Here is a 24,671-nt window from a genome sequence, read left to right as displayed (position 1 = left end):
TTTTATACCGCCATTACAAATTCGCCAAATTCGTGATTTGATGCGATATCGGTTCAAACTTATTAATTTCAAATCCAGCGAAAAAAATCGAGTTCAAAACTCCTTGACTGTCTCTAATATCATGATTTCCAGTGTGGTTTCGGATACGTTTGGTGTAAGTTCCATGAAAATCATTCATCATATTCTGGATGATCCGGATGATACCAATTTTGATGTTTCTGAGATGCTGCACGGAAGTATGAAAGACAAAACGGATATCATCACCAAATCCATTCAAGGAAATTTAACCAAATCACAAGCTGATAAAATGCGTGTGTCCCTTCAACATATGGATAATATTAAGAAACATATTGCGGATATTGAATCCGTTGTTTTGAAATTATCTCAGCCTTACTTGCCACAAATCGAAATACTTTTATCCATGCCAGGTATTAAAGATATTTTTACAGCCATTGCCATTCTTGGTGAGATAGGTGTCGATATGTCTGCATTCCTTTCTCAGAAACATATCAGCTCCTGGGCCGGATTAACACCTCAAAATGATGAGAGTGCCGGAAAGAAAAAATCTGTCCGTGTTTCAAGAGCTGGCGTTTATATCAAACCTTTATTGGTTCAATGTGCCAATGCTGCCATTAAGAGTAAGGACTTTCCTTACTTCAAAACTCGTTATCATCAAATTAAAAAACGTCGCGGTCACAAAAAAGCAATTATCGCCATTGCCCATAAACTGCTTATTTGCATTTACCATATGCTTGATAAAAATGAGCCATTTAACGAAGAATTATATCAAATCGATTCCCAGCCTAAACAGACTTATTCACCAAAAATTACAGAAGATATGGCTATTCGATACTTGGAAACTTTAGGCTATCAAGTAACTGATAAAGGTGTAAAAACTTAGTAATTATATTTTACAATATATGCCAATAAAGCCTTGGATTTGAGGCTTATTTTGTTATGCACTTTTTTTATTTAAGGTGTATCTTTTTATTCTTTCAAACTAACTCCTCGAAAAAAAGAAGAGCACTTTTTTCTGCGGGGTCTTCCCACTGGGACTGCGATTACTCGCCCCACCGAAGACATTTGCGCATTCCCACAGGAGTCTCCGTATTTTTCCTCCGCTAGATAGTTGTTGTTATCTATCTGTAACCAATAAAATATTAAAAAAATCATTAACCTGACAACATTGCTGCGATTACTCGTCCCATCGATAACCGTTGTCGCAACGTCTGCACTAGCACGTCCTGGGGTAGCGATTACTTACCCCACCGTAAAGAGCTGTACGTCGAAAACTCCCACTGAGTGAAGTTTCGTTTTATGTGGCCCCCTTTTTTAACAAAAAACAGGCGAGAAAACTCCTTTTTCAAGCGCATGAAGGATATCATTTAAGCGGTAAGGGGAGATGAATCGTCTGCTGACAAGAGATTGTTTTTTGGTGTATCAATTGTTATGAAAATAGAACAAAGGTCCCGGGAAGTGCTTTCTTCTGATATAAAAGAAAAAATTAAGAACAAATTTAATTGAATAGCGTGGATTTAATAATCTTAATATTTTGAACTAATAAATTTATATTTAATTTTACTAACCTGGTAACAATACTACTTAATAAATTTTAGTTGAAGAAAAGAAAGGGCGTATGGAATTTGTCAAGTCGATTTGATGAAAAAGTAGTGATTGTTACAGGAGCAGCAAGCGGTATTGGTTCAGCAACTGCTGTAAAATTTGCTGAACAGGGAGCTAAGGTAGTGCTATCAGATATGTCTGATAAAGGGAAAGAGCTGTCAGAAAAACTTAATCAAAAGGGTTTGAAAACGGTTTTTATCAAAACGGATGTAACCAAGAAAGAAGATGTCATAAAATTAGTGGATGAAACAGTTGCTGAATATGGTCAGCTGGATATATTGTTTGCAAATGCAGGTATCGGTAACAGTACCATTCTTCATGAACTGCCGTTAGAAGATTGGCAAAAGGTGATTGATGTAAATTTAACAGGGGTATTTTTAACCAATAAATATGCAATTGATCAAATGTTAAAGCAAGGAAATGGTGGTGCAATTGTTAATAATGATTCGATTCATGGTTTTGTCGGCAAAGCTGGTGTCAGTGCCTATGCTGCTGCAAAAGGTGGTGTAAAGCTGTTAACACAAACAGCAACAGCAGAATATGCAGCGAAAGGCATTCGTATCAATAATGTTAATCCTGGTTACATTGATACACCATTATTGAAAGATGCTCCAAATGATGTAAAACAAGAACTCATAGACCTTCATCCAATTGGTAGACTTGGAAAACCAGAGGAAGTTGCAAATGCAGTGTTATTTTTAGCAAGTGATGAAGCTTCTTTTATTACTGGATCAAGTTTATTGGTGGATGGCGGATATACAAGTGTATAATGCATATAAAAAATCTCCTAATGCTGGGAGATTTTTATTAAATAGATAAGATGAGCTTTCGTAAACGTAATAACTCAACTTTCGCACTTTAAAAAATTAATTCATATCAATAGGAACAAGTGTTGATTATGCCTTCTATATATTTCTTGCCAAAGCATAAAGAAGGTAAAGTGTAAGATCACCGCTGGAGGGGGAGCTATACACTATCATTAGTTCGAAAAAAGGGAATTTAACCAATAGCAAGCACAATAATGAAGAACATGATAACTCTGGAATGGAAAGATATATATGATTATTCTTGGGTGCGAAAGTTGAGTAATAAGTAAACCAAATAAAAGCTGATAAAAAAATACGATTTTTCTATTTCACTTCTTCTTGCTATGCTTGATATAAGTTTTCTGTAAAAGAAGGAGAGGCTATAATGACATTTCAATTGGAAAGATTGGATCATATTCAACTATCTGCACCAAAGGGTTCTGAGAAGACTGCAAGGGAGTTTTACAAAGATATTTTAGGATTTATGGAAGAAGAAAAGCCGAAGACATTAAAACCAAATGGAGGTGTCTGGTTCAGAAAAGGTGAAATTGCTATTCATATTGGAATTGAAGAGCCTTTTGAACCGTTGAAAAAAGCGCATCCTGCATTTGATGTATCAGGAATCGATGCGTTACAAATATATTTGGAAAAAGCGGGTGTTTCGACAAAATCGGATAACAAATTACCAAATGCAAGAAGGTTTTATGTGAGAGATCCATTCGGTAACAGGCTGGAATTTTTAGAATGGCAGGGTAAATAAAAAGTTCTTTTTTAATCGGAATTATTTGAAAGATTTTAATTTTTTTCTAATACTTGTTTTTGTGCGTGTACGTGCTATACTATAGGCATTCTTTAATTTTTAACTCAACCCAAAAATGAATATTTTTCATATAATCGTGGGGATATGGCCTGCAAGTTTCTACCGGTTTACCGTAAATAAACTGACTATGGAAAAGGATAAAAAGCTTGTATTGTGTCTGAAAACAATACATGTTTTCTTGATTATTCGACAAAAAGTTCGAAAATCTACTTTTCCATGAGTAGATTTTCGGGCTTTTTTATACTTTAGGAGGAATCATTCATGGATTTACTAAAAGAAAAAATTAGAACAGAGGGAAAAGTTTTATCAGATACAGTGTTAAAAGTAGATGCCTTTTTAAATCATCAGGTTGACCCTGTATTGATGCAAGAAATTGGGAAGGAATTCGCGAATCGATTCCGTGATAAAAACATAACTAAAATTCTTACGTTAGAGTCTTCAGGAATTGCGCCTGCAACGATGGCAGGACTGGATCTTGGTGTTCCGGTTATTTTTGCAAGAAAACGCCAATCATTGACTTTAACAGATAATCTTTTAACTGCAGAGGTTTATTCTTTTACCAAACAGACAACAAGCAAAGTTTCTGTTTCGCATGATTTTATTAAAGCAGACGATAATTTGCTGGTTATTGATGATTTCTTGGCGAATGGTCAAGCGGCTCTTGGGTTAATGGATATTGCAGAGCAGGCAAAAGCAAGCGTTGCGGGTATTGGAATCGTCATTGAAAAAGGATTTCAAGAAGGGGGACAAGCTCTTCGGGACAAAGGAATCAGGGTAGAGTCATTAGCTATTATTGACTCTTTGGAAAATAATCAGGTGGCTTTCAAAGAGGAGGCTTGCCAACAATGAAAATGGCAGCATTAGGTTTCCAGCACCTGCTAGCGATGTATGCCGGAGCCATATTAGTACCCCTTATTGTTGGCGATGCTTTAGGGCTGACGACGGAACAATTAACGTATTTAGTAGCGATTGATATTTTAATGTGTGGCGTGGCTACTCTGCTGCAAGTGTTAAATAGTAAATTTATCGGTATTGGGCTGCCGGTTGTATTAGGGTGTACCTTTACTGCTGTAGCACCAATGATTGCCATTGGTGGACAGTATGGCATCACTGCTATTTATGGCGCGATTATTGTATCTGGATTATTTGTTGTTGTCGTAAGCGGCTTTTTTGGAAAGCTTGTCCGCTTTTTCCCTCCAGTTGTCACAGGTTCAGTTGTAACGATTATCGGGATTACTTTGATTCCTGTAGCCATTAATAATTTAGGCGGTGGAGAAGGAGCTGCTGATTTCGGATCAACTGCTCATATCGCGCTTGGTTTTGGGACATTATTATTTATTATTTTAATGTATCGATTTACAACAGGGTTTTTAAAATCGATAGCTATTTTAATCGGTTTAGGTGCAGGAACGATTGCTGCCGGGTTTATGGGAAGAGTTGATTTTTCAGCTGTTGCAGATGCTTCTTATTTTCATATGGTCCATCCGTTTTATTTTGGAACACCAACCTTTGAATGGTCCGCGATTATTACGATGATATTAGTAGCGATGGTGTCTCTGGTAGAATCTACTGGTGTTTATTTTGCTTTAGGAGATATTACTGACAAAGAATTAAAAGAAAAAGATTTATCCAGAGGGTATCGTGCAGAAGGATTAGCGATCTTCCTTGGAGGAATCTTTAACGCATTTCAGTATACGGCCTTTTCTCAAAATGTCGGCTTGATGCAGATGACAGGTGTGAAAAAAAGACGTGTCATTGTAATTACAGGGGTTATGCTGGTAGTATTGGGATTTGTTCCTAAGATTGCTGCCGTTACAACCATTATCCCTACTTCGGTTCTAGGCGGAGCAATGTTAGCGATGTTCGGAATGGTCGTTGCCCAAGGAATTAAAATGCTTGGTTCCGTTGTTTCAGAATCACCAGAGAATTCCATGATTATTGCATGTTCAGTAGGAATGGGTCTTGGTGTGACTGTCGTGCCAGAATTATTTGAAATACTCCCAAATTCATTGCAGATTTTAACGAGTAATGGCATTGTTGCAGGAAGTGTTACCGCAATTGTATTAAATATTATTTTTAATATGACGCCGAGACGCAAAACGGAAAAGCAAGTAGCGGAGGCTGGAGAACTTGCGAAAGAAGTACTGTAAAATAGCATATCCAGAAGTTCTCAATTGATAAATGACGCTCTAATGATCTTCTACTAAAATCGCCCACTTCATGTGGGCAAAGTAGAAGTTATCAGATTCTGTAGAAGTGCGTTAACTTTTTTCGATACTCCTCATTTATTTTAAATCATATGCTCCATTCGTAAAAGATACGTTGCATTAACCTTCTTGCTTTTAATTTAACTCCTTTTGAATACACACTAAAAAGAGACTATTCTTTTTGTAACATGTAAAAATTCATCAATTTCTTCAAAGGTGTGGCAATGGAGAGGTGACACTCTAACCACACTGCCTAAACCTACACTTTGTAGAATCCTTAAAGATAGCGGACTATCTTTTGACCTCTCACAAACAATAATATTTTCTTGTTCATATTTAGAAACTGCTTCTTCAGCGGTTAGATGATCAAATGAAAGTACAATAATAGGGTCTCTATTCTCAATAGGCTGCTTTGTGAAATGAACTGTTACGCCGTCAATATCTTTCAAGCCTTTTGCTTCATCAGACCCATAAAGTAATCGTTTTATCAATTCTCTTTCATAAAGATAAATACGCTTCATTCCTTCAACAATTAATGCCCTACGGTCATTGGAATTAGTATAATATGATCCTATTGTGGTAATGTAGTCAATTATTTTACTAAAACTAGCATAAATTGAAGGAGATAGACTGCCAATTGTCCAATCATCAATGTCTTTATCAATAAGTTTATTATGCGGTAAAGAAGCAAGTCTTGGAGATAAATATGCAAAGCCTATACCACGATTTCCAAACATTTTGTAAGGAGCTATTGTTAAAGCATCAACCGGCCAAGATTCAATATCAATAATCCCATGAGGCGCATATTGAACAGCATCTACAAAAATATACATTTCTGGATTTATTTTTCTGACTTCATGTATTATTTCTTTAATATCATGAATAGCACCAGTAAGGTTTGAAGTAAGGATTACGCTTAATAAAGAGGTTTCTGAATCGACTAAGTTTAAGATGGTACTTACCTCAACTTTTCCAGTTTCTGGATTAGGTGCAGCAATTCGAACTTCTTTTTTTGTAGTGTCTCCATAGATTTGACATGCATCAAAAGAGGAAGGATGTTCTAGTGCGGTGGTAACAATATTGCTTCCATCTGTATTATCATTAATCACTCTTATTATTTCAAAATTAGCTTTAGAAGCTGTATGAAAAGGTGCGATTGTACCTTCTTGCGCATTAAGAAACAGCCTTATATCTTCAATACCTTTTAAAGCTTTTGATTTTAAAAGCTTTGCACTTTTATTCTTCCGTGCTGAGCTATCAGGAAAAGCTGCATATTTTACAGCCTCAGCAACAACTTCCTTTAGTCTTAGAGAACCGCCAGAATTCTCGAAGTACAATCTTTCATTTGTAAATGGATCATTTTCTAAGTAGGAAAAAGAAGAACGAATAAACTTAAATAAATCATCTGAAAAAATACTTTCTACTGTCATTTACATATCTCCTTTATAAATTATTTATTCCTTTTAAAAAGAAACTCTAAATCGTATAAAATATTCACACCATTTAGAGTAATCGAACACTGAATTTTTTTCAAGTAAATTATTTTCTTTAGATAATAAGTTTATAACAATAATTAACTGAATATTAGGTCGATTGCAAAAGAAAATAATCTTAAAAAAGCGTTTACATTATATGAATCAGATGGTAATATAGCGATAATAAATTTTACTTATTATTTTAAAAAAGTAAAATTTATTACTTTTAAAGGGAGGGAGAAAAATGACAATAGGTTTTAATGTATATCCGCTTAATCGTAGAGTTAGTCAAGAAGTGATAGAAAATTATAGGAATATTCCTACTTCTCATATTAGCGATAATATGAATAGAATTCATGGAACATCAGCAAATATAATACCATATCATCGTGGCGGAAAATTGCTTGGATCTGCTCTCACAGTAAGAACAAGACCTGGTGATAATTTAATGATTCACAAAGCGATAAATATGGCAGAGCCAGGTGATGTCTTAATAGTAGATGGCGATGGGGATATGTCAAGAGCACTTTTTGGAGAAATTATGTTAAGAACTTGTCAAACAAGAGGGATAGCGGGATTAGTGGTCGATGGTTGTATTAGAGATGTTACAGCCTTTCGAGAAGATAATTTTCCCGTTTACGCTAGGGGAGTAACACATAAGGGTCCATATAAAACAGGACCTGGGGAAATTAACACGACTGTTTCGATAGGTGGCTTAATTGTTAATCCTGGTGATTTAATTATTGGAGATGAAGATGGGGTAGTAAGTGTTCCTATCGATCAAACAAATACAATTTTACAGGAAGCCTTAAAGAAAATTGAAACAGAAGAAAAAAAATTACAGTTAATATCCGATGGAGAGGTAACAGAGAGTTTTGTTAGTGATGAACTCCTAATTAAAATGGGGTGTAAAATTCACTAGAATAATAAATTTAGCATTTTAATTATTTTATTGGAGGATGTTATTTAATATGAATCTTGGATTTATAGGTTTTGGAGAAGCGGCTTATGAATTATCATCAGGGCTAAAGCAAGCTGGAATGGAAAAAATTAAAGCATACGATGCACAACATGAACATTCAGTCTATGGTGAGTTAATAAAAGATAGAGTAAAAAAAGCAAAAGTAGAACTTCTAGATTCACCAGAAGAACTTCTGAAATTTTCAAATATTATCATTGTTGCTGTACCAGCAAATAAAACATATGAAGTACACGAATCAATAAAAAAATATTTGAAAAAAGATACTATTTACGTAGATTTAACAGCATCTAATCCTAGTATTAAACAAAAAATTTCTGAAAGTTTAGAAGAAAAAGGAGTAAAATTTATTGATGCGGCAATTATGGGTCCAGTGGTAGTGTATGGACATAAAGTACCCATTCTTGTAAGCGGGAAATGCAGTGATACGCTGAAGAAATATCTAAATAACTTCGGAATGAATATTACGGAAGTGAGTAAAATACCAGGTAATGCTTCAGCAATCAAGTTAATTAGAAGTATATATATGAAGGGTATCTCTGCTATATTAGTTGAAATGCTAGAAGCCGCTAACAGGTTTGAAGTGGAAGAATTAGTTATTCATTCAATAGGTGAGACTCTAGATAGTAAAAGTTTTGAAGAAACGATGAACAGGTTAGTAACAGGTACCGCAATTCATGCAGAAAGAAGATCAAAAGAATTAGACGGTACAATAGAAATGCTGACAACTTATAATCTTAATTCTACAATGTCAAAAGCTGCAAAAGAAAAACTAGAAACAATTGCAAAAACGGATATAAAAGAAAATTTTAAAGGTAAAAAACCAGATTCTTGGATAGAAGTGATCACATCTTTAACAAAATAAAATGGAGGTTTTGATATGAATAAAAAGAGTATGTTAAATAAATTGTTTATTTTAGGTATTATTTCTTTAATGATTTTATTTTTATATGCTTGTGGTAGTAATTCTGGTAGCAATGGAGACGAAGCTTCTAATTTTCCAGAAGATTCTATCGACATTATTGTAGCCTTTTCTGCTGGCGGTTCTAACGATAGTATAGCAAGAATGTTAGCGGAATCTTCGGAAGATATTATTGGGGAATCCATTATTGTAGAGAATCAAGAAGGCGGAAGTGGTAGTGTAGGTCAATCTGCTGGTGCATCAGCTGACCCTGATGGTTATACTCTTACACTTGTAACTGCTTCTATTGTAAGTAATCCACTGTTTAATGATTTGCCATATACACATGAATCATTCGAACCAGTTATTTTAATTAATGATGACCCACAATACCTTGTAATAAATACAGATGCCCCTTTTGATGATATGGAATCATTTATAGCATATGCTGAAGAAAATCCGGGTGAAGTTACTATTGGAGTTTCCGGTGCTCAGACAACCAATGCGTTTGCAAGTAGGGAATTAGCTGATGAACTTGGTTTAGATATCGTAACCTTACCGCATGATGGAACTGCTGATTCAATTGTAGCTTTACAAGGTAACCATATTGATGCTGTCGTAGCATCCTATAATGAGTTTCAAGGTCAAATGCAAAGCGGAGAGTTAACTCCTATCTTAAATTTTGCTGGAGAGGAAAGAAATCCAAGGACATCTGACGTTCCAACTGCTCTTGAACTTGGTTATGATGTTGATTACTCCTCATGGAGGGGGGTAGCTGCACCTGAAGGTACTGATCCGGAAATTATTGAATATCTTCATGATTCTTTTAAAGAAGCTATGGAAACAGAAGAATTCAAAGATTCTATGGAAAATCTCGGGCTGGATATTGACTATGCAAGTCCAGAAGAGTTTCAGAAGATCATAGATTTAACTTATGAGAATTATGAACAATTTGCGGATTAAAAATATAAAAAATTAACTTATATAATTTTCAGAGTGAAAATGGTCTGATTTCCATAAAATCGCTGGAAATACACTTTGATTAGGATAGTCATGATTTATTTTTAAGGAGTTTAAAAATAAGAAATGCCAAAGAAACCCAAAGATCGTATTTAAAAAATCAATTAGACTATAATTTAAAAATGAATTTTCAGATAATTATGTTCCTATTATTGGTGATAATATCATGACATTATAATGCATCATAATGTCATGATATTAGGTCACTTGAAAGAATATCTTTTGCCATAGAGCAGTTTAAGCAACATTGAAACGAAAGGTAATTTCGTCATTCAAAGATTATGAGAGATAGAAACAGTTTTTCTACATCTCAAATCATGATTCATATAGGGAAAACTTTTCAATTATGATTTACAGGGCATTTCTGAAAAGGCCAGTACTTTCCAATCTATTTTTATAAGTAATATAGTGGATTATTTTCTAATTGAATTATTTTGAAATAAAAATATTTTATAAAAACTAGAAGAAAATAAAAAGTGATAGGTCAAGTAAAAACTTGATCCATCTGATTTGGCAAATGTCGAAAATCTATAATAACTATATAAGGAGGTATATTTCTAATGAGTTATAAAATGGTTAATATTTTGTTTTCGCTTTTTCTACTCATCTTAACTTCTCTTTATTTAATCCAGTCCATTGGGTTTATAACTGCAGGAGATGGTTTTATTTCAAATCCAGGTTTTTATCCAATGATTTTAGCATCAATTGTTTTAATCTTGTCTATTTTTAAATTGATACAGACGATTGTAAAGAAAGACAAAGAAAATAAGGAGGTGTATTTTAAAGTAGAAAATTTAAAATATATACTTCTGACAATTCTTATAACAATAGCTTATGTTTTATTATGGTATACAATTAGAGACCTATTTTATATATTCACTTTTTTATTTTTCTTATCACTTGCAACTTTATACTCTTATGCAAGAAAGATTGCTACATTAAAAACTTTGCTTAGAAATGCAATCGTATCTCTAGTTGTAACCATTATAATCTTTCTAATATTTGACCTTTTATTTTCAATTAGGTTCTAAACCAATATTTGTAATTAAAATAAATATAGATAATCTCTAGCGTAGGTTATTTCGCTGGGAAATCTAAATTTATTTTTAAATCTATAGAGAAAAGAGGTAGTTAATGAAATGGGCTTTTTGGATTTTGATTTCTCTACTTTATTTACTTTAACCAATTTATTAGTCATAATTGTAGGATCATTAATAGGCTTACTTTTTGGAGCGATACCGGGCCTTGGAGCGATGGTAACAGTTGTATTAATGCTGCCAGTATCCTTCCTGTTACCCCCTTTACCCGCTATATTACTGCTGCTATCCATTTATCAATCAAGTGAATATGGTGGTTCTATTTCAAGTATTATTCTAGGGATACCAGGAACTTCATCAAATGTTGCAACTATACTTGACGGACATCCTTTAGCTAAGAAGGGAAATCCAGGTAAAGCATTAGGTTTTTCTCTTTTTGCTAGTACAATTGGTGGCCTTGTTGGTGGTTTGGTACTGGTGTTTCTTGCTAAGCCAGTGGCAAGTTTTGCTTTAACACTTAGTTACCCAGAATACTTTCTGGTAGCACTATTAGGTATATTAGCAGTTGCAGCAATTAGTTCAACAGATATGATAAAAAGTATCATTTCAGCTGTACTTGGGCTAATGGCAGGTACTGTTGGTATAGATTTACTCACTGGAGATCAAAGATTTACTTTTGGCAGAATGGAATTAATGGATGGTTTTGAAATGATTCCGATCATTATAGGTATGTTTGCTTTTACTGAAGTTGTTATAATGATTCGAGATAATCTTAAAGATAAGAAAAGTAAAGAGAAAATATCTGTTAAAACAGGCTTAACACCAAAAGAATACAAATCTGTTATGAAGCCAATAGGAATATCTTCATTGATTGGGTCAATCGTTGGGATTTTTCCAGGTACGGGGTCTGGTACTGCATCTTGGTTCGGTTATAGTGTTTCAAAAAAAGTGTCGAAAAACCCTAAAACATTTGGAAAAGGTAATCCTGAAGGGTTAGCAGGTGCTGAATCAGCTAATAATGCAGCTGTAGGAGGGGCAGTACTTCCGTTATTAACGCTTGGGGTTCCGGGTTCACCAACTATTGCAATCATTATGGGAGCCTTTATCATTCATGGGGTTATCCCAGGTCCGCATATTTTCTCAGAAAATCCTGAATTAACATATGGTATATTGTTCGGTTTCTTATTAACATCTATAGCAATGTATTTCTCAGGTAGACTATTTACTCCTTTATTTTCTCGAGTTTTAAGAACACCAATAGATTTGCTGATTCCTGTTGTTTTATTAGTTTCAATTATTGGAGTATTTGCTGCAAATTATTTATTTTTTGAAATTTGGATTGCTTTAATTGTTGGTGTTATTGCGTTCTTTATGAGAACGTTGAATTATTCACTACCAGCTTTTGTTCTTGCATTTGTATTAGGAAATATTATTGAATCTAATTTTAGACAGTCTATGATGGTATCAGGAGGGGATCTTTCAATTTTCCTAACAAGACCCTTTTCTTTAGCAATCGTTGTTTTAATTATAATAATTATGTTATTTAGTTTAAGAAGAAAAAAGAAGTAGTGGTTACTGAATCGTTCATTTATGATAAAACAGATTAAAGTTCACAAAGAAATAAAAATATTAGGTGGTACTTGAGAGGTGTATAATAGAGTATTATTATAAATATGAATTTCCGTTGTTTTGTAATCATTTTATTTAAAGGAGAATAGCTGATGAAAAATAATCCGTTAGAAGTAATTAAAAAAAATTTAAAAAACCTTACTAATGCACAAAAACAAATTGGAGATTATATAATACAACACCCATCAGAAGTGGTGTTTATGACAATTAACCAACTTTCTGAACAAGTAGGTACTAGTACAACAACAATAATGAGATTAACTGCTAACCTTGGTTATTCAGGTTACAGTGAATTACAGCAGGGGCTAAAGTCATTAATTATAAATGAAGATGAGCCTCAAAAGCGTCTTGAAAAAAATCTCCAGGAAATTGATCAAAACAACCTGTGGTCTAATTGTGTTAATTTTAATATTGATAAAATTGAAGCTTTATTTGAAGTTATAGATACAGAAATGTTAAATGAAGTAGTAAGTATTATTACAAATGCAAATCATATTTATTGTTTAGGAGTGAGAAGTGGCGTACCTGTAAGTCAGTACTTGTCTTACGGTTTAAATCGTACTTTGGGTAATTGTAGTCTAATGTCTACTGATAATTTAATAGATGAATTTAATAGTATACATTCAAATGATATTATTATCGCTACTAGTTTCCCAAGATATGTGAAAAATCTTGTGAATTTAGTTTCTGTAGTCAAAAGGGAAAAAAATGTTAAAGTGATATCGTTTACGGATAACTATCGTGCGCCAATTGTAGACTATTCAGATATTGTGTTGCCTTGTAACTCAGATAGCTTAGCTTTCCATAATTCCCCGATATCAGCTTTAATTGTTGCTGATTATTTAATTAGTGCAATAGCAATTAACAACCCTGAAAAGACTAAAGAGAGATTGAATAAGGTGAATTCAGTAATGACACAATTTGATTATCATTATAATAGTAAATAGCTGTGTAATGTAATTTTTTTAATTAGAATATTATTACATAGTGAAAGGATGTTATAGATGAGTTTACAAAAAGTTACTATTACAGAAAAAAATTTAAAAAAATATGTTGAAGATATTTTTAAAGTAGCTGGTTTAGCAGATGAAGAAGCCACAATTATTTCAAAACACCTTGTATCTGCTGAGCTGCGAGGTATAAGTTCACATGGCGTTAGTAGAGTGAATATTTATACAGAAAGGCTTAAAAAAGATTTAATAGAAAAGAAAGCTTCACCTGTAATCGAAAAAGAAACAAATTCAACCGCTCTTATTAATGGAAATAACCGATTTGGTATTTTAAATGCTAATGATGGAATAAAACTTGCGGTGAAGAAAGCTGAAGAAAATGGTATTGGTATGGTTGGGATTTATAATTCCAACCATTGTGGAATGTTGGCGGATTATATTGAATATGCTACACAGAAAAATTGTATAGCTTTTGGAACTACCAATGCTCCATCCAATATGGCGCCATGGGGAGGAAAAGAAAAGTTTTTTGGGACCAATCCCTTGGCTTATGGTATTCCTACACCTACAAATTTTCCTATTATATTCGATATGGCTAGTAGTGTAGTAGCTCGTGGAAAAATTACTTATGCAAAGAAGAATAACCAGAAAATACCAATTGGATGGGCGTTATCTAAAGAAGGCAAATCAACTACAGACCCCAGCGAAGCTATAGATGGATTGGTTCTTCCGGTGGGGGGGGCTAAAGGTTATGGGTTGGCGTTTTTTGTTGAAATTTTATCAAGTATCTTTACAGGAGCAGCTTACGGTCCACATGTGGGAAGTCTTTTAAGGGATTTGGATCGCCCGCAAGGTGTTGGGCATTTTTTCTTAGTAATGCAAGCAGATTTATTTCAAACGATAGATAAATTTTTTGCAAGAATAGAGAAGATGATAAAAGAAATTAAACAAATTTCATTAGCAGAAGGTTTTGATAAAATTTATCTTCCAGGAGAAATGGAATTTCTTAATAAAGAAAATAATCAAATCAAAGGTATTACATTGACTTCTAAAATTTCTGAAGAATTAAATATTATTGGAGGAAGATTAGGTATTAATTATCAATTAACCCACATGGACTGATTGATTAAAAGGGGAATGTTTTAAAGTGTTATCGATCAATAATAAAAGTAGTAGTTTACTTGCAGTTTCAACCTTTTTTTTTATGATCGGAGTTATGGGAACAAGACCTTTAGTTCCTATTTTAACAGGGGAATTAGGGAATAGTACTTTTATTATAGGAGCTATTGTTTCACTATTTCCATTGCTACCTTTTTTCTTATCCATACATGCAGGTGTAATTATTAGTAAAGTAGGAAGTAGAATTCCACTTTTATTTAGTGCCTTATTTGGAGCGTTTTCATTATCTCTTCCTTTTTTATTGGTTAATGTATACGGCATAGTGCTCTCACAAATAGTTGCTGGAGTTAGTTACACCTTTTTTATTATATCTGCTCAAAGCTATATAGGGAAAAATTCTGGTTCCAGTAAAAGGGATAAGAATGTTATGAAATTCAGTATGGGGATGGCCCTAGGAGCTTTTGTAGGACCAACAATTGGAGGTTTTATAGCAGATTACACAGCGACTAGTTTCGCCTTTTTAATATTGAGTTTTTTAAGCTTATGTGCAATCTATTTCACTTTTTTCATACAAGAGGAGAATGAAAAGGTAGATAAAAGTCCTGTTTTCGAATTTAATCAAGCACATATTTTAACCTTATTTAAGATAAAGAATTTTAGACGTGCTATGTTAATAAGTACGCTTATATTAACTGGTAAGGATACATTTACGTCTTTCTTCCCTTTACTAGGATTACAGATGGGTATGTCAAGTTCGGCCATTGGAATGATTATTTCTATAAATGCTTTGGCTGGTATTCTTATTCGTTGGGCAATGCCATTTCTTTTAGATAAATTTTCTATGAATCAAGTGGTTACTGGTTCTATTTTCTTTTCAGGTATTTTATTTTTCGTATTACCATTTAGTGAGCCAACTACTATAATTTGGATTTTGTCTTTTCTTTTGGGGCTGTTTCTTGGCTTGGGACAACCATTATCCATTTCGGTTACTCTTTATTCTCTTCCAAAAGCTTATATGAGTCAGGGACTAGGGTTAAGGATTACTGTAAATAGATTCGTCCAAATAACTTCTCCATTACTTTTTGGTTTTATTGCACAATCTTTGAGTATTGCCAGTCTTTTTTATTTAACTGGCTTTATATATGCTTTTGGTGCTTTTAGAACGACAATTTCTGAAACAGAATTTGAGGAAAGAGCGAATAAGAAATAAAAAACTGTCACTTCGGTGGCAGTTTTTTTCTGCAGTTTCAGAGATTACTAGCATTCAGCCGCATGGTACGCTAAAATCAAAGTATATCTTTTTCGTATAAAATGGAAGGAGGCGTTAAAGGGTGACGGATTTATCAAACGGCACGCTCCTTATCTATGGTCTTATCATCGTAGCTGCGTTATTTATTGGTATTATTCAATGGGTAAGAAGACGGTTTGAAGTGTTAGCAGTTTTAGCTATTATTTTATCTCTATTATTACCGCTAGTAGGCTTTTTATATAGTATTAACCGTCCGGAAGGTATGAATGAAATAGCTTATCTATGGCAGCAGGCAAGAGGTAGAAACGGGATCGGTGTGTTTCTTTTATTAGGACATCTGTATATCTTTTTTTGGATCTTATTTGGTCCAGAGTTCAAACGACTTGTTGAATTTATGGCTCCTAAGATAAAGAGAATCATTCAATGGTTTAACAATCGAAGGCAGAAACAAAATAAAAATAAAATGAAAGAGGAGATTTAATGTCATTAGAACGGGAGAAAATGCAAACGGGAGAAATTTATAATCCGGGAGATAGTGAATTAGTAAAGGATCGTCTGCATGTCAGGAGAATGATGCGTTATTATAATGGATTAACAGAGGACGATACGGTTAGACGCACAAGCTGTCTGAAAGAAGTATTTGGATCAACAGGAGAATCACTATTTATTGAACCCGATTTTCATTGTGATTATGGGTACAATATCCATGTTGGAGAGAATTTTTATGCAAATTTTAATTGTGTCATGCTGGATGTCTGCCCGATACGAATTGGCGACAATTGCATGTTAGCTCCTGGAGTACATATTTACACCGCAACGCATCCAATTCATCCGGATGAGCGAAATTCAGGAAAAGAATTAGGTAAAGCTGTGACCATTGGTAATAATGTATGGATTGGTGGGGGAGCGATTATTAATCCTGGTGTTATCATAGGAGATAATGCCGTGATTGCTTCAGGTTCCGTCGTAACAAAAGAAGTACCAGCAAACGTTGTATATGGAGGGAACCCGGCTAAATTTATTAAAACGGTAGAGCTGTAAGGGGTTGTTCAGTGAGGAGGAACATGATGGATAAGCTTCAGTCATTTGCGCCGGTTATCGGCAATAAGCCTAAAGTTCTTATTGTCGGTTCCATGCCTGGTAAAAAATCATTGGAAGAGCAAGAATACTACGGAAATCCCAGAAACCATTTCTGGTCAATTATGTATCATATTTTAAATGAAAATGCCGTTGAAACGTATTCTGAAAAAATACATATTATCAAAAAGCATCATCTGGCATTATGGGATACGATCGGATATTGTTACCGGGAAGGAAGTCTGGATATGCATATTGAAGAAGAAGAGCCTAATGATATTCCCGGGCTTTTAAAAAAATATCCGTCCATACAGTTGGTTGCTTGTAATGGGACAAAAGCATATCAAATGTTTCAAAAGTTTATTTCTCCCCGGATGCAGCAGGAAATTGATGTGATCAAGCTCCCTTCTACAAGTCCTATTCCCGGAAAATATAATAAAACTTTTGAAGAAAAAATCGAAGCGTGGCGTGTGGTTACAAGCTATTTAAATGATATAAAATCTTAAATAAGAGGGGATAGGATGAAACAATTTTGGTTACAATTTTTACTTTTTTCCATACTATGGATTGGATTACTTGTATTTGAAAGCACGTTTATCCCTCTTCATTTCTTTTTGTTTGCATTAAGCTTAGCTTTATTCTTTTTATTATCGTTCCGCGTGAAGCAGTTATATTTATTTCTGGGGAATGTGATCATTGTTTTATGCGCCAGCTTCTTGTTCTCAGAAAATATCTTATTTTCGTTAGGTTTAATGTGGTTTTTACTATTATTAGCTGCTAAGCAATTACAAGCATATGCCTACTACTTACTATCAGCCGTTATCATAGCAGTATCCGTGCTATTATCTATCCTGGAACCCATTTCTTATGAACTGCTTCTTGGGAGTGTTTTTATGGGAGCAGTTGGTTTTCTTTTACATATACAATGGATAAATGATCAATATTATAAGCATTTATATGACGAAATAAGTGATTCTTATCGTCAGTTAAAGCGGCTGCATGTGAAGGCAGAGGAAAATGCGAAGATGGAGGAACGAACACGTATCGCCAGAGATATGCATGACTCTGTGGGACATCAATTGACGGCTTTAATTATGCAAATAGAGATGTTATCTCTTAAATATCCTGATTTGGATTTAGGGCAGATGAAGGAATTAGCAAACAAAAGTTTGCAGGAAACGAGAGATGCTGTCAAAGCATTAAAAGTGGAAGAATCAGAAGGAATTGCCACGGTTGTCTATCTGATTCGGAAATTAGAAAGTGAGAGCCATCTGAATGTGCATTTCACGATGAAGAATGGGGTTTTATCTGTGCCAATATCCAATGCTAAAAGCGTTATTCTTTATCGAGTGATCCAAGAAGGGATTACCAATGCAATGCGTCATGCCAACAGTCGTGAAGTTTTCGTAACATTAAGTAAATCTGCAGATCAAGCAATCCAATTTGAAATCAGTAATAAAATACATCAAGTAAAAGCCTATGAACCGGGATTTGGACTGACAAATATGAAGAGCCGTGTTGAAGAATTGGATGGCAAATTAGAGGTTCTTCAATTGCCTGATAAGTTTGTTTTATCAGGCAGAATTCCCGGCTAATACAAGTGGCGGGAGGAGATGATACTTTATGTTCCACGTTATGCTTGTAGAAGATCAAGAAATTGTAAGGCAAGGATTACGTATGATTTTGGAACAGGATGAACAGATACGTGTAAGCTGTGAAGCAAGTAATGGATACGAGGCCATGGAGAAGATGACTGCGCATCGTGTCGATGTTATTTTTATGGATATCCGAATGCCGGATATGAATGGAATTGAGGCGACAAGAAAAATAAAAGAACTGTGGCCAGATGTGCCAATTTTAATTCTAACCACTTTTAATGATGATGGATACGCGCTGGAAGCATTGAATGAAGGGGCAAGCGGTTTTTTATTGAAAACTTCTGATGGTAAAAAGCTTATTGAAGCAGTTTACAGTGTCATGAAGGGTGGCTTGGTATTACATGATGAAGTAACCGCAAAAGTAATGCCGAAATTATTAAAGCAATCTAAAAAAACAGCTGCCAATGTGGAGGTTGACCTTACGGAAAGAGAACGAGCGATTACAAAAAGAATTGGGCAGGGAAAAACAAATAAAGAAATTGCTGCAGAGCTCTATCTGTCTATCGGAACAATAAAAAATCACATTTCTGTTATTTTGCAAAAAACGAATTTACGTGATCGGACGCAGCTTGCTATTTATGCAGTCACCCATGATATTTCATGATAAGAGGGGCGGGACTGTCAATGACTCAACTATCGCACCTAAGAATAAGCAAATATTTCTTGCTGTTTTAGGATTATCAAGTTCTTTTTTATTGTGCTTGCTTTTTAGTTAAATCAGCTTTTTTTGAACTAATAATAGTGTATAGCTTCCGCTCCGTCCAACCACTCCGCTTTCCATGGGGACGGCTTCAGCTAACTTGAAAAGAAGACCGCTTTTCAAGTGGATCTTCAGCTCGCCCTGTTCCCATAGGAGTCTGCGTGGTTGGACTCCGCTTAATTAGGATTCTACAGCGAATGAATGAAATAACATCCTGTTGGAGTGGACGAAATAGTATCTCTATCGCTTGATGACAAGATCATTCCGTTATTTCAAATGGATGGTTTAGCAGTTCGAATCATAACAGCGTGGATAGTTAACGTCAAGAATAACTTTCATGCACAGAAAAGAATGATTGCTGAATATCTTTACCACGTACCACGAAAATCTCTTCTGTCTGAACCACCTTTTATTTGTTCAGCTATTTCATATATAGAACACCTAATTAGCGGAGGTGGACCGTTTTGACTCCTGAGGGATCAGCACCATCTGAAGATCCACTTTTGCCAAGCGATCTTCTTGGCAAAAGTTAGCTGAAGAGCGTGCCCCTAGGAAAGCAAAACGGTCCGCCGCAGCGGTATTTTACACCTCACCTTCTATTCTTTCTTTGTCAAGGAAGTTAACAAAAGAACAATCACTCCTGTTTCTATGGAAAGGAAGTTTCTTTTTAAGGTGCGAAAGTTGAGTCAATGAATATAAAACAGAAAAATCTTAGAGCGTCTGCTTCAAAGAAATATCCAAAAAGCGAATGTCAAGAAATTGTACCAATTCCTTGCTGAAGTCAGACGTTACGTATTTTAAAATAGAAGTAACCCTAATAAAAGTTTGGTGAAGAAGATATGATTGCAATATTTTTAGATGAATTTCATTTTTCAACCCTATGGAATGGTGGCATTTTTTTGTTTTGTGCATTTATGATTGTTTGTTATTTTTTTATGATCCCTTCCAAAGGTAAGAGTAGTATGTTACATATCACCTCTTTCCTCCTGGGTATGATTGTTTTATTTTTAGCTGTTGGAAGCCCATTAAATATTATTGGCAGGCTTACCCTTCAGGCGCATATGTATCAAATTGTCGGTTTATTATTTGTTGCTTCTCCATTACTTGTTATTGGCTGGAAACCAAAATCCTGGATCAGTCAAAAAATTTACTGGATAAAAAGGACGCTTCTTTTTATCCGGAAACCGGTAGTAGCCATCATCTTACTGACTGTCTTCTTCTATGGTTATCATCTGCCATTTATGTTTGATATTGCCCGTATAGAGCTGTATTGGAATCATTTCTTTATGTTGTGTTTGTTTTTGGCCGCATTAAATTTCTGGTCGGCATTTTTCTTTTATTGGCCAAATAATCGTGTTAGATGGTATGCGATGGCTATTCAAATATCTGCTTTCTTACCATATTGCTTTTATGGTCTTTTAGCAGGTTCAGGTATTTATCAAACATATAATGACCCGGCGGTCTTTTTAGAATCATTACGCGTTTGTATCCCTGTTGATTTACAGATGCCGGATGAATTTTATATTGGCTTTTTACCTTTTGATCCAGTTTATGAGCAGCAAATGGGAATTTTAATTTTTCTGTTCAGTATTGCACTGGTTTCTGTCATTACGTTAGTTTGGTCACAAAGACAGTTTAAAAATGAAAAAGTATTATAGATATAGACACGCAAAAACAGCAGAACTGGAAATTCAGTTCTGCTGTTTTACGTGCTAGAAAGAATCAATTTCTGTACCAAAATATCGTCGTTGTACGTACTTAACTTATCTGAATCAGGCAGGACTTTAAATATTGGAACGCCAAAAACCTTAATTTTTCATGATAGATAAGAGGCATGAGATATGTGGTTTCCTATCTTGTTTTTTTAAGAAAAATGACTGGAGTCACTTTTTTTCATTACAATTTATGACGGAAGGGAGTGTCGCTTTGTATCAAGAGACGATAAAATAAAAAAAGATTCGATGGGAGGGGCTGTCATGCTGGAATTAATTGATATTTCAAAGCGTTTTAAAAAAACAGAAGCAGTGAAATCGTTAAACATGTTTATTGAGCAGGGGGAGATTGTTGGTCTACTTGGCCCGAATGGAGCTGGAAAGTCAACAGCTATTTCAATACTTTCCACATTAATTGAACCAACAGAGGGAGATGTCCGTTTTTTAAAAAAGTCTGTCCTTAAAAAGCCATCCCCCTTACGAAAAGCCATTGGTGTCGTACCACAGGAAATTGCACTCTATCCGCAGTTATCGGCAGAAGAAAATCTGCTTTTCTTTGGAAGAATTTATCGTTTAAAGGGCTCGAATTTAAAACAGCGGGTTAATGAAATTTTAGAGCAAATTGGTTTAACGGAGAAGCGAAAAGCATTGGTAGAGTCTTTTTCAGGAGGAATGAAAAGACGATTGAATATTGGGGTGGCTATGCTTCATAACCCGAAAATTTTGATTATGGATGAACCGACTGTCGGAATTGATCCGCAGTCAAGAAGTTATATTTTAGAGACTGTCAAACGTTTAAACAAAGAAAATCAAATGACGGTCGTCTATACAAGCCACTATATGGAAGAAGTCGATTATTTGTGCGATCGTATTTATATTATGGACCAGGGTAATTTAATCGCTTCTGGGACAAAAGAAGAAATCAAGCAGATTCTATCTTCTGAAAATACGATTTCAATCCAGTCTGACCGATGGAGTGAAGCATTTATTGCTCAGTTGAAGGAACATGAATTGGTGACAAATGTGCATGTGGAAGAAAAGGAGATTACATTAATTACGCCAAAGGAAGTCAATTTGTTTTCTGAAATTATTTCGATGACGGAAAAATATGATATTACTTTACGCTCACTGCATGTTAAGTCCCCGACACTTGAGGATGTGTTCTTGCACTTAACCGGAAGAGCCTTACGCGATTAGAGGGGGATTGCTATGATATTTCAATTAGTTAAAAAACAATTGCTCCTGCTATGGCGTAATCCAGTTCAAATCTTCTTACTGTTGGGGTTGCCAATCATTCTAATCGTTATTTTAAGCTTTGCGTTAGCAGGGTTTATGGAAAGCGGCAGCCCGCAGCTTGAATTAAAAGTAGCCTGGCTGGAGCATGAGGATGAAGCAGAGCAGGTCGAGCAATTTATCAATGAAATGGAAGCACTAGGTGCACCAGCAGAGGCTTTTGGTGACAGTGAAGACTTGCAAATGATTAGGATGCTCCGGGAAGATGTTTTTCAAGGAGAAGATCTGGAGGAAATGATTGAATTAGAAATCATCCAAGAAGATGAAAAAGCAGATGTACTTGCGGATGATTCCTATTCCGGTTTAATCGAAGTACCAGAAAATTTCACCTATGATATGCTGCAGGCTATTTCAGGGCAAGGTACGGCAAAACCAGATTTATCACTGCATGTCAACCAGGAGGATGGGATCTATTCATCCGTCTTATCGCAAATTCTGGAGCAATTTGATGAGAATCTGACAGCGCAGGCTTTTCTGCAGCAAAATGATTTGGCGATAGATATGGATGAAATGCAGGCTGCCTCAAATGTCGGCGAGCAGACACAAGTCGAACAGATGGACCCTATTTCCTCTCGTGATTATTATACGGTAGCCATGGCAGTTTATACCGGATTATATGTTGCTTCTACCATTGGATTTTTTGCAACCAGAGAAAGACAGATTCAGGTGTTTGATCGTATTATTGTTGGCGATATGCCGAGATGGATGTACTTCTTCAGTATTTTAATTTCTGGTATGATCATTGCCTTTATCCAGTTATTGCTGATTTTTGGTTTCTCTTATTTTGTTTTCCAAGTTACGTTTCATGATGTGCCGGCATTTTTGGTAACTACCTTTTCCTATGCTGTTGCTGTAGGCGGAATTACCGTACTATTAACAGCTATTAGCTATCGTTTTAAATCAGATGCGATTGTTGGATTTTTCTCAGGGGTCGTCACTTCAATTTTTGCATTTATTGGAGGGAGCTTTTTCCCGATTGGAGAATTATCGGAAACGATTCAGTTTATAGGTGATATGACGCCGAACGGATCTGGGTTAAGTGCTTACATCCAGTTACTTCAGGGGAATGGCGTAGACGATATTTCGAATTATCTTATCTATATGATCGGTTTCGGTATTCTAATGATTGTTGTTGCTGCAATAAGCTTTCCAAAGAGGGGGTCGACACGATGAAAGGAATACTATTAGCACGAATACGGGAGTTGATTCGTAATCCATTTACTTTCCTCCTTTTTACAGGAATGTCTATTGTGTTTGCTTGGGTAACTTCTTCTTTGAATGTAGGTGAAGAAGGCGGCGGACTTCCAGTGCCTGTACATGCAGAAGAGGGTGCAAGTAATTACCAGCATTCTTTAGAGCAGCAGGAAGCTTTTCAATTTTATGAAGTAGATAAAGAAACATTGGAAAAAGAGCTGAGGGAAGGAGAAGCAGATACGGGAGTAATCTTATCAGAAGATCGTTTTGATATTTTAGTAGGTGTAGAGTCCCCCAATACTGGCCTGATTCAGCAGACGGTTCAGGAAGTATATACGACAGATATTCAGGAAGCGCTAATTGGAGAAGCGGCAGAGGCTGAGGGAATGGAAGCCGATCAAGCCGTTTCCACCTACCAAGAAGCCGTTTCTGAAGGAACCTTTGATTTATCGGTAAACAGTTTTGCAGGAGAAGAATCCTGGCAATATGATGATAATGTACATCGTGTTGGCGGATTTGCATTATTTTTCGCTATTTATACCATTGCGTATGGCGTGGTAAAGATCCTGACAGAAAAAAGAATGGGTGTCTGGGACAGGATGATTTTATCGCCGATTAAGAAATCAGAAATGTATATTGCTAACCTGTTATATAGCTTTATAGAAGGATACCTGCAGCTTATCATTATTTTTAGTTTCTTCTATTTCTGGCGGGGAATTACGTTTAATGATCGAATGATTGAGATTTTACTGATGCTGATTCCATATGTTTTAGCTATTGTTGCCATGTCTATTTTGATTACAGCACTTGTTAAAAATGTAGAGCAGTTTAATGCAGCAATCAGTATTATTACAGTAAGTTTAGCCATGATTGGCGGTGCATTTTGGCCGTTAGAAATTGTCAGCAATCCTGTCCTGCTGTTTTTAGCGGATTTGAATCCAATCAAATACGGTTTAGATATTATTCAGGGAGCAGCAGTTTACGGCTATTCCTTTACAGAGCTCCTGCAGCCGATCAGTATTTTAACTTTGATGACGGTCTTATTTACCGGCCTCGGCATTCATTTAATGGAAAGACGACATATTTAATCAAACAGCATGTGTAAAACGTATAAGGCTTTGTGCGCTGGCAAAGCCTTATACGTTTATTTGTGTATGTACGGTTAAATAAATTTCCTGACATACTCCCATAACTTGGATTATATACTTTAGGGAATTTCTAG

Annotated in this window: 23 protein-coding genes and 1 riboswitch; of the genes, 22 read left to right on the top strand and 1 reads right to left on the bottom strand. The window is 35.2% G+C overall.

The window, feature by feature from the left end; translation table 11 throughout:
- The 5 genes from BN986_RS16670 to BN986_RS16650 form a co-directional block, all read left to right on the top strand.
- Window positions 1-901 (top strand): IS110 family RNA-guided transposase (locus BN986_RS16670; RefSeq protein ID WP_040982247.1); only part of this gene is annotated, 901 nt, incomplete at its 5' end.
- A 742-nt stretch (window positions 902-1,643) separates the two neighbouring features.
- Window positions 1,644-2,393: an SDR family NAD(P)-dependent oxidoreductase gene (locus BN986_RS16665; protein ID WP_040982114.1), complete on the top strand. Its 750-nt coding sequence runs from the start codon at window positions 1,644-1,646 to the stop codon at window positions 2,391-2,393.
- Between the two features lie 421 nt (window positions 2,394-2,814).
- Window positions 2,815-3,189 carry a VOC family protein gene (locus BN986_RS16660; RefSeq protein ID WP_040982112.1) on the top strand — a complete coding sequence of 125 codons (375 nt, stop codon included), beginning with the start codon at window positions 2,815-2,817 and terminating at the stop codon, window positions 3,187-3,189.
- Between the two features lie 106 nt (window positions 3,190-3,295).
- Window positions 3,296-3,397: riboswitch (purine riboswitch) on the top strand.
- A gap of 113 nt (window positions 3,398-3,510) precedes the next feature.
- Window positions 3,511-4,098 (top strand): xanthine phosphoribosyltransferase, encoded by a 588-nt coding sequence (locus BN986_RS16655; RefSeq protein ID WP_040982110.1) that lies wholly within the window; start codon window positions 3,511-3,513, stop codon window positions 4,096-4,098.
- Window positions 4,095-5,399 (top strand): nucleobase:cation symporter-2 family protein, encoded by a 1,305-nt coding sequence (locus BN986_RS16650; protein ID WP_040982108.1) that lies wholly within the window; start codon window positions 4,095-4,097, stop codon window positions 5,397-5,399. The genes BN986_RS16655 and BN986_RS16650 overlap by 4 nt, the downstream gene beginning before the upstream one ends.
- A gap of 218 nt (window positions 5,400-5,617) precedes the next feature.
- Here the strand turns inward: BN986_RS16650 and BN986_RS16645 are convergent, their stop codons facing one another.
- Complete coding sequence (locus BN986_RS16645; RefSeq protein WP_040982106.1) at window positions 5,618-6,886, bottom strand: aminotransferase class V-fold PLP-dependent enzyme; 1,269 nt, start codon at window positions 6,884-6,886, stop codon at window positions 5,618-5,620.
- Between the two features lie 289 nt (window positions 6,887-7,175).
- Here BN986_RS16645 and BN986_RS16640 point away from each other — a divergent pair, with 289 nt between their 5' ends.
- The 17 genes from BN986_RS16640 to BN986_RS16560 all read left to right on the top strand — a co-directional run bounded on the left by BN986_RS16640 (window position 7,176) and on the right by BN986_RS16560 (window position 24,537).
- A complete protein-coding gene (locus BN986_RS16640; RefSeq protein ID WP_040982103.1) occupies window positions 7,176-7,853 on the top strand; it encodes an RraA family protein in 678 nt (225 codons plus the stop codon).
- Between the two features lie 49 nt (window positions 7,854-7,902).
- Window positions 7,903-8,775, top strand: a complete 873-nt coding sequence (locus BN986_RS16635; protein ID WP_040982101.1) for a prephenate dehydrogenase/arogenate dehydrogenase family protein — start codon at window positions 7,903-7,905, stop codon at window positions 8,773-8,775.
- Window positions 8,776-8,790: 15 nt separating this feature from the next.
- Window positions 8,791-9,774, top strand: a complete 984-nt coding sequence (locus BN986_RS16630) for a tripartite tricarboxylate transporter substrate binding protein (protein ID WP_040982099.1) — start codon at window positions 8,791-8,793, stop codon at window positions 9,772-9,774.
- Between the two features lie 617 nt (window positions 9,775-10,391).
- Window positions 10,392-10,862: a tripartite tricarboxylate transporter TctB family protein gene (locus BN986_RS16625; protein ID WP_040982097.1), complete on the top strand. Its 471-nt coding sequence runs from the start codon at window positions 10,392-10,394 to the stop codon at window positions 10,860-10,862.
- 108 nt (window positions 10,863-10,970) lie between these two features.
- Complete coding sequence (locus BN986_RS16620) at window positions 10,971-12,437, top strand: tripartite tricarboxylate transporter permease (RefSeq protein WP_040982095.1); 1,467 nt, start codon at window positions 10,971-10,973, stop codon at window positions 12,435-12,437.
- 152 nt (window positions 12,438-12,589) lie between these two features.
- Window positions 12,590-13,444, top strand: coding sequence for a MurR/RpiR family transcriptional regulator (locus BN986_RS16615; RefSeq protein WP_040982093.1), 855 nt, complete (start codon window positions 12,590-12,592; stop codon window positions 13,442-13,444).
- Window positions 13,445-13,501: 57 nt separating this feature from the next.
- A complete protein-coding gene (locus BN986_RS16610; protein WP_040982091.1) occupies window positions 13,502-14,569 on the top strand; it encodes an Ldh family oxidoreductase in 1,068 nt (355 codons plus the stop codon).
- Window positions 14,570-14,594: 25 nt separating this feature from the next.
- Complete coding sequence (locus BN986_RS16605; protein WP_040982089.1) at window positions 14,595-15,776, top strand: MFS transporter; 1,182 nt, start codon at window positions 14,595-14,597, stop codon at window positions 15,774-15,776.
- A gap of 121 nt (window positions 15,777-15,897) precedes the next feature.
- Window positions 15,898-16,296 carry a hypothetical protein gene (locus BN986_RS16600; protein ID WP_040982087.1) on the top strand — a complete coding sequence of 133 codons (399 nt, stop codon included), beginning with the start codon at window positions 15,898-15,900 and terminating at the stop codon, window positions 16,294-16,296.
- Entirely contained in the window at window positions 16,296-16,856 is a 561-nt protein-coding gene (locus BN986_RS16595; RefSeq protein WP_040982085.1) for a maltose acetyltransferase domain-containing protein, read from the top strand. Before BN986_RS16600 ends, BN986_RS16595 begins: the two co-directional genes overlap by 1 nt.
- Before the next feature lie 26 nt (window positions 16,857-16,882).
- The gene (locus tag BN986_RS16590) at window positions 16,883-17,398 is read left to right on the top strand and encodes a DNA-deoxyinosine glycosylase (protein WP_316244933.1); all 516 of its coding nucleotides are present in this window, start codon (window positions 16,883-16,885) and stop codon (window positions 17,396-17,398) included.
- Between the two features lie 15 nt (window positions 17,399-17,413).
- Window positions 17,414-18,487 (top strand): sensor histidine kinase, encoded by a 1,074-nt coding sequence (locus BN986_RS16585; RefSeq protein ID WP_040982080.1) that lies wholly within the window; start codon window positions 17,414-17,416, stop codon window positions 18,485-18,487.
- A gap of 28 nt (window positions 18,488-18,515) precedes the next feature.
- Window positions 18,516-19,154 (top strand): response regulator transcription factor, encoded by a 639-nt coding sequence (locus BN986_RS16580; protein ID WP_040982078.1) that lies wholly within the window; start codon window positions 18,516-18,518, stop codon window positions 19,152-19,154.
- A gap of 935 nt (window positions 19,155-20,089) precedes the next feature.
- The gene (locus BN986_RS16575) at window positions 20,090-20,908 is read left to right on the top strand and encodes a cytochrome c oxidase assembly protein (protein WP_040982076.1); all 819 of its coding nucleotides are present in this window, start codon (window positions 20,090-20,092) and stop codon (window positions 20,906-20,908) included.
- Between the two features lie 318 nt (window positions 20,909-21,226).
- Entirely contained in the window at window positions 21,227-22,159 is a 933-nt protein-coding gene (locus BN986_RS16570; RefSeq protein ID WP_040982074.1) for an ABC transporter ATP-binding protein, read from the top strand.
- A gap of 12 nt (window positions 22,160-22,171) precedes the next feature.
- Complete coding sequence (locus BN986_RS16565) at window positions 22,172-23,428, top strand: ABC transporter permease (protein WP_040982072.1); 1,257 nt, start codon at window positions 22,172-22,174, stop codon at window positions 23,426-23,428.
- Window positions 23,425-24,537 (top strand): ABC transporter permease, encoded by a 1,113-nt coding sequence (locus BN986_RS16560; protein WP_040982070.1) that lies wholly within the window; start codon window positions 23,425-23,427, stop codon window positions 24,535-24,537. The genes BN986_RS16565 and BN986_RS16560 overlap by 4 nt, the downstream gene beginning before the upstream one ends.
- The last annotated feature ends 134 nt before the right edge of the window (window positions 24,538-24,671 follow it).

This window comes from Oceanobacillus jeddahensis (assembly GCF_000750635.1).
Taxonomy (GTDB): Bacteria; Bacillota; Bacilli; order Bacillales; family Amphibacillaceae; genus Oceanobacillus; species Oceanobacillus jeddahense.
The sequence above is the reverse complement of the archived record's forward strand: the minus strand, read 5'-3'. Positions and strand labels throughout refer to the sequence as shown.

Coding starts and splice junctions, on each gene's coding strand:
- BN986_RS16660 (WP_040982112.1), top strand. CDS start 2,815: ATGACATTTCAATTGGAAAGATTGGATCATATTCAACTATCTGCACCA.
- BN986_RS16580 (WP_040982078.1), top strand. CDS start 18,516: ATGTTCCACGTTATGCTTGTAGAAGATCAAGAAATTGTAAGGCAAGGA.
- BN986_RS16595 (WP_040982085.1), top strand. CDS start 16,296: ATGTCATTAGAACGGGAGAAAATGCAAACGGGAGAAATTTATAATCCG.
- BN986_RS16620 (WP_040982095.1), top strand. CDS start 10,971: ATGGGCTTTTTGGATTTTGATTTCTCTACTTTATTTACTTTAACCAAT.
- BN986_RS16570 (WP_040982074.1), top strand. CDS start 21,227: ATGCTGGAATTAATTGATATTTCAAAGCGTTTTAAAAAAACAGAAGCA.
- BN986_RS16650 (WP_040982108.1), top strand. CDS start 4,095: ATGAAAATGGCAGCATTAGGTTTCCAGCACCTGCTAGCGATGTATGCC.
- BN986_RS16610 (WP_040982091.1), top strand. CDS start 13,502: ATGAGTTTACAAAAAGTTACTATTACAGAAAAAAATTTAAAAAAATAT.
- BN986_RS16635 (WP_040982101.1), top strand. CDS start 7,903: ATGAATCTTGGATTTATAGGTTTTGGAGAAGCGGCTTATGAATTATCA.
- BN986_RS16585 (WP_040982080.1), top strand. CDS start 17,414: ATGAAACAATTTTGGTTACAATTTTTACTTTTTTCCATACTATGGATT.
- BN986_RS16630 (WP_040982099.1), top strand. CDS start 8,791: ATGAATAAAAAGAGTATGTTAAATAAATTGTTTATTTTAGGTATTATT.
- BN986_RS16615 (WP_040982093.1), top strand. CDS start 12,590: ATGAAAAATAATCCGTTAGAAGTAATTAAAAAAAATTTAAAAAACCTT.
- BN986_RS16655 (WP_040982110.1), top strand. CDS start 3,511: ATGGATTTACTAAAAGAAAAAATTAGAACAGAGGGAAAAGTTTTATCA.
- BN986_RS16645 (WP_040982106.1), bottom strand. CDS start 6,886: ATGACAGTAGAAAGTATTTTTTCAGATGATTTATTTAAGTTTATTCGT.
- BN986_RS16640 (WP_040982103.1), top strand. CDS start 7,176: ATGACAATAGGTTTTAATGTATATCCGCTTAATCGTAGAGTTAGTCAA.
- BN986_RS16575 (WP_040982076.1), top strand. CDS start 20,090: ATGATTGCAATATTTTTAGATGAATTTCATTTTTCAACCCTATGGAAT.
- BN986_RS16625 (WP_040982097.1), top strand. CDS start 10,392: ATGAGTTATAAAATGGTTAATATTTTGTTTTCGCTTTTTCTACTCATC.
- BN986_RS16565 (WP_040982072.1), top strand. CDS start 22,172: ATGATATTTCAATTAGTTAAAAAACAATTGCTCCTGCTATGGCGTAAT.
- BN986_RS16590 (WP_316244933.1), top strand. CDS start 16,883: ATGGATAAGCTTCAGTCATTTGCGCCGGTTATCGGCAATAAGCCTAAA.
- BN986_RS16560 (WP_040982070.1), top strand. CDS start 23,425: ATGAAAGGAATACTATTAGCACGAATACGGGAGTTGATTCGTAATCCA.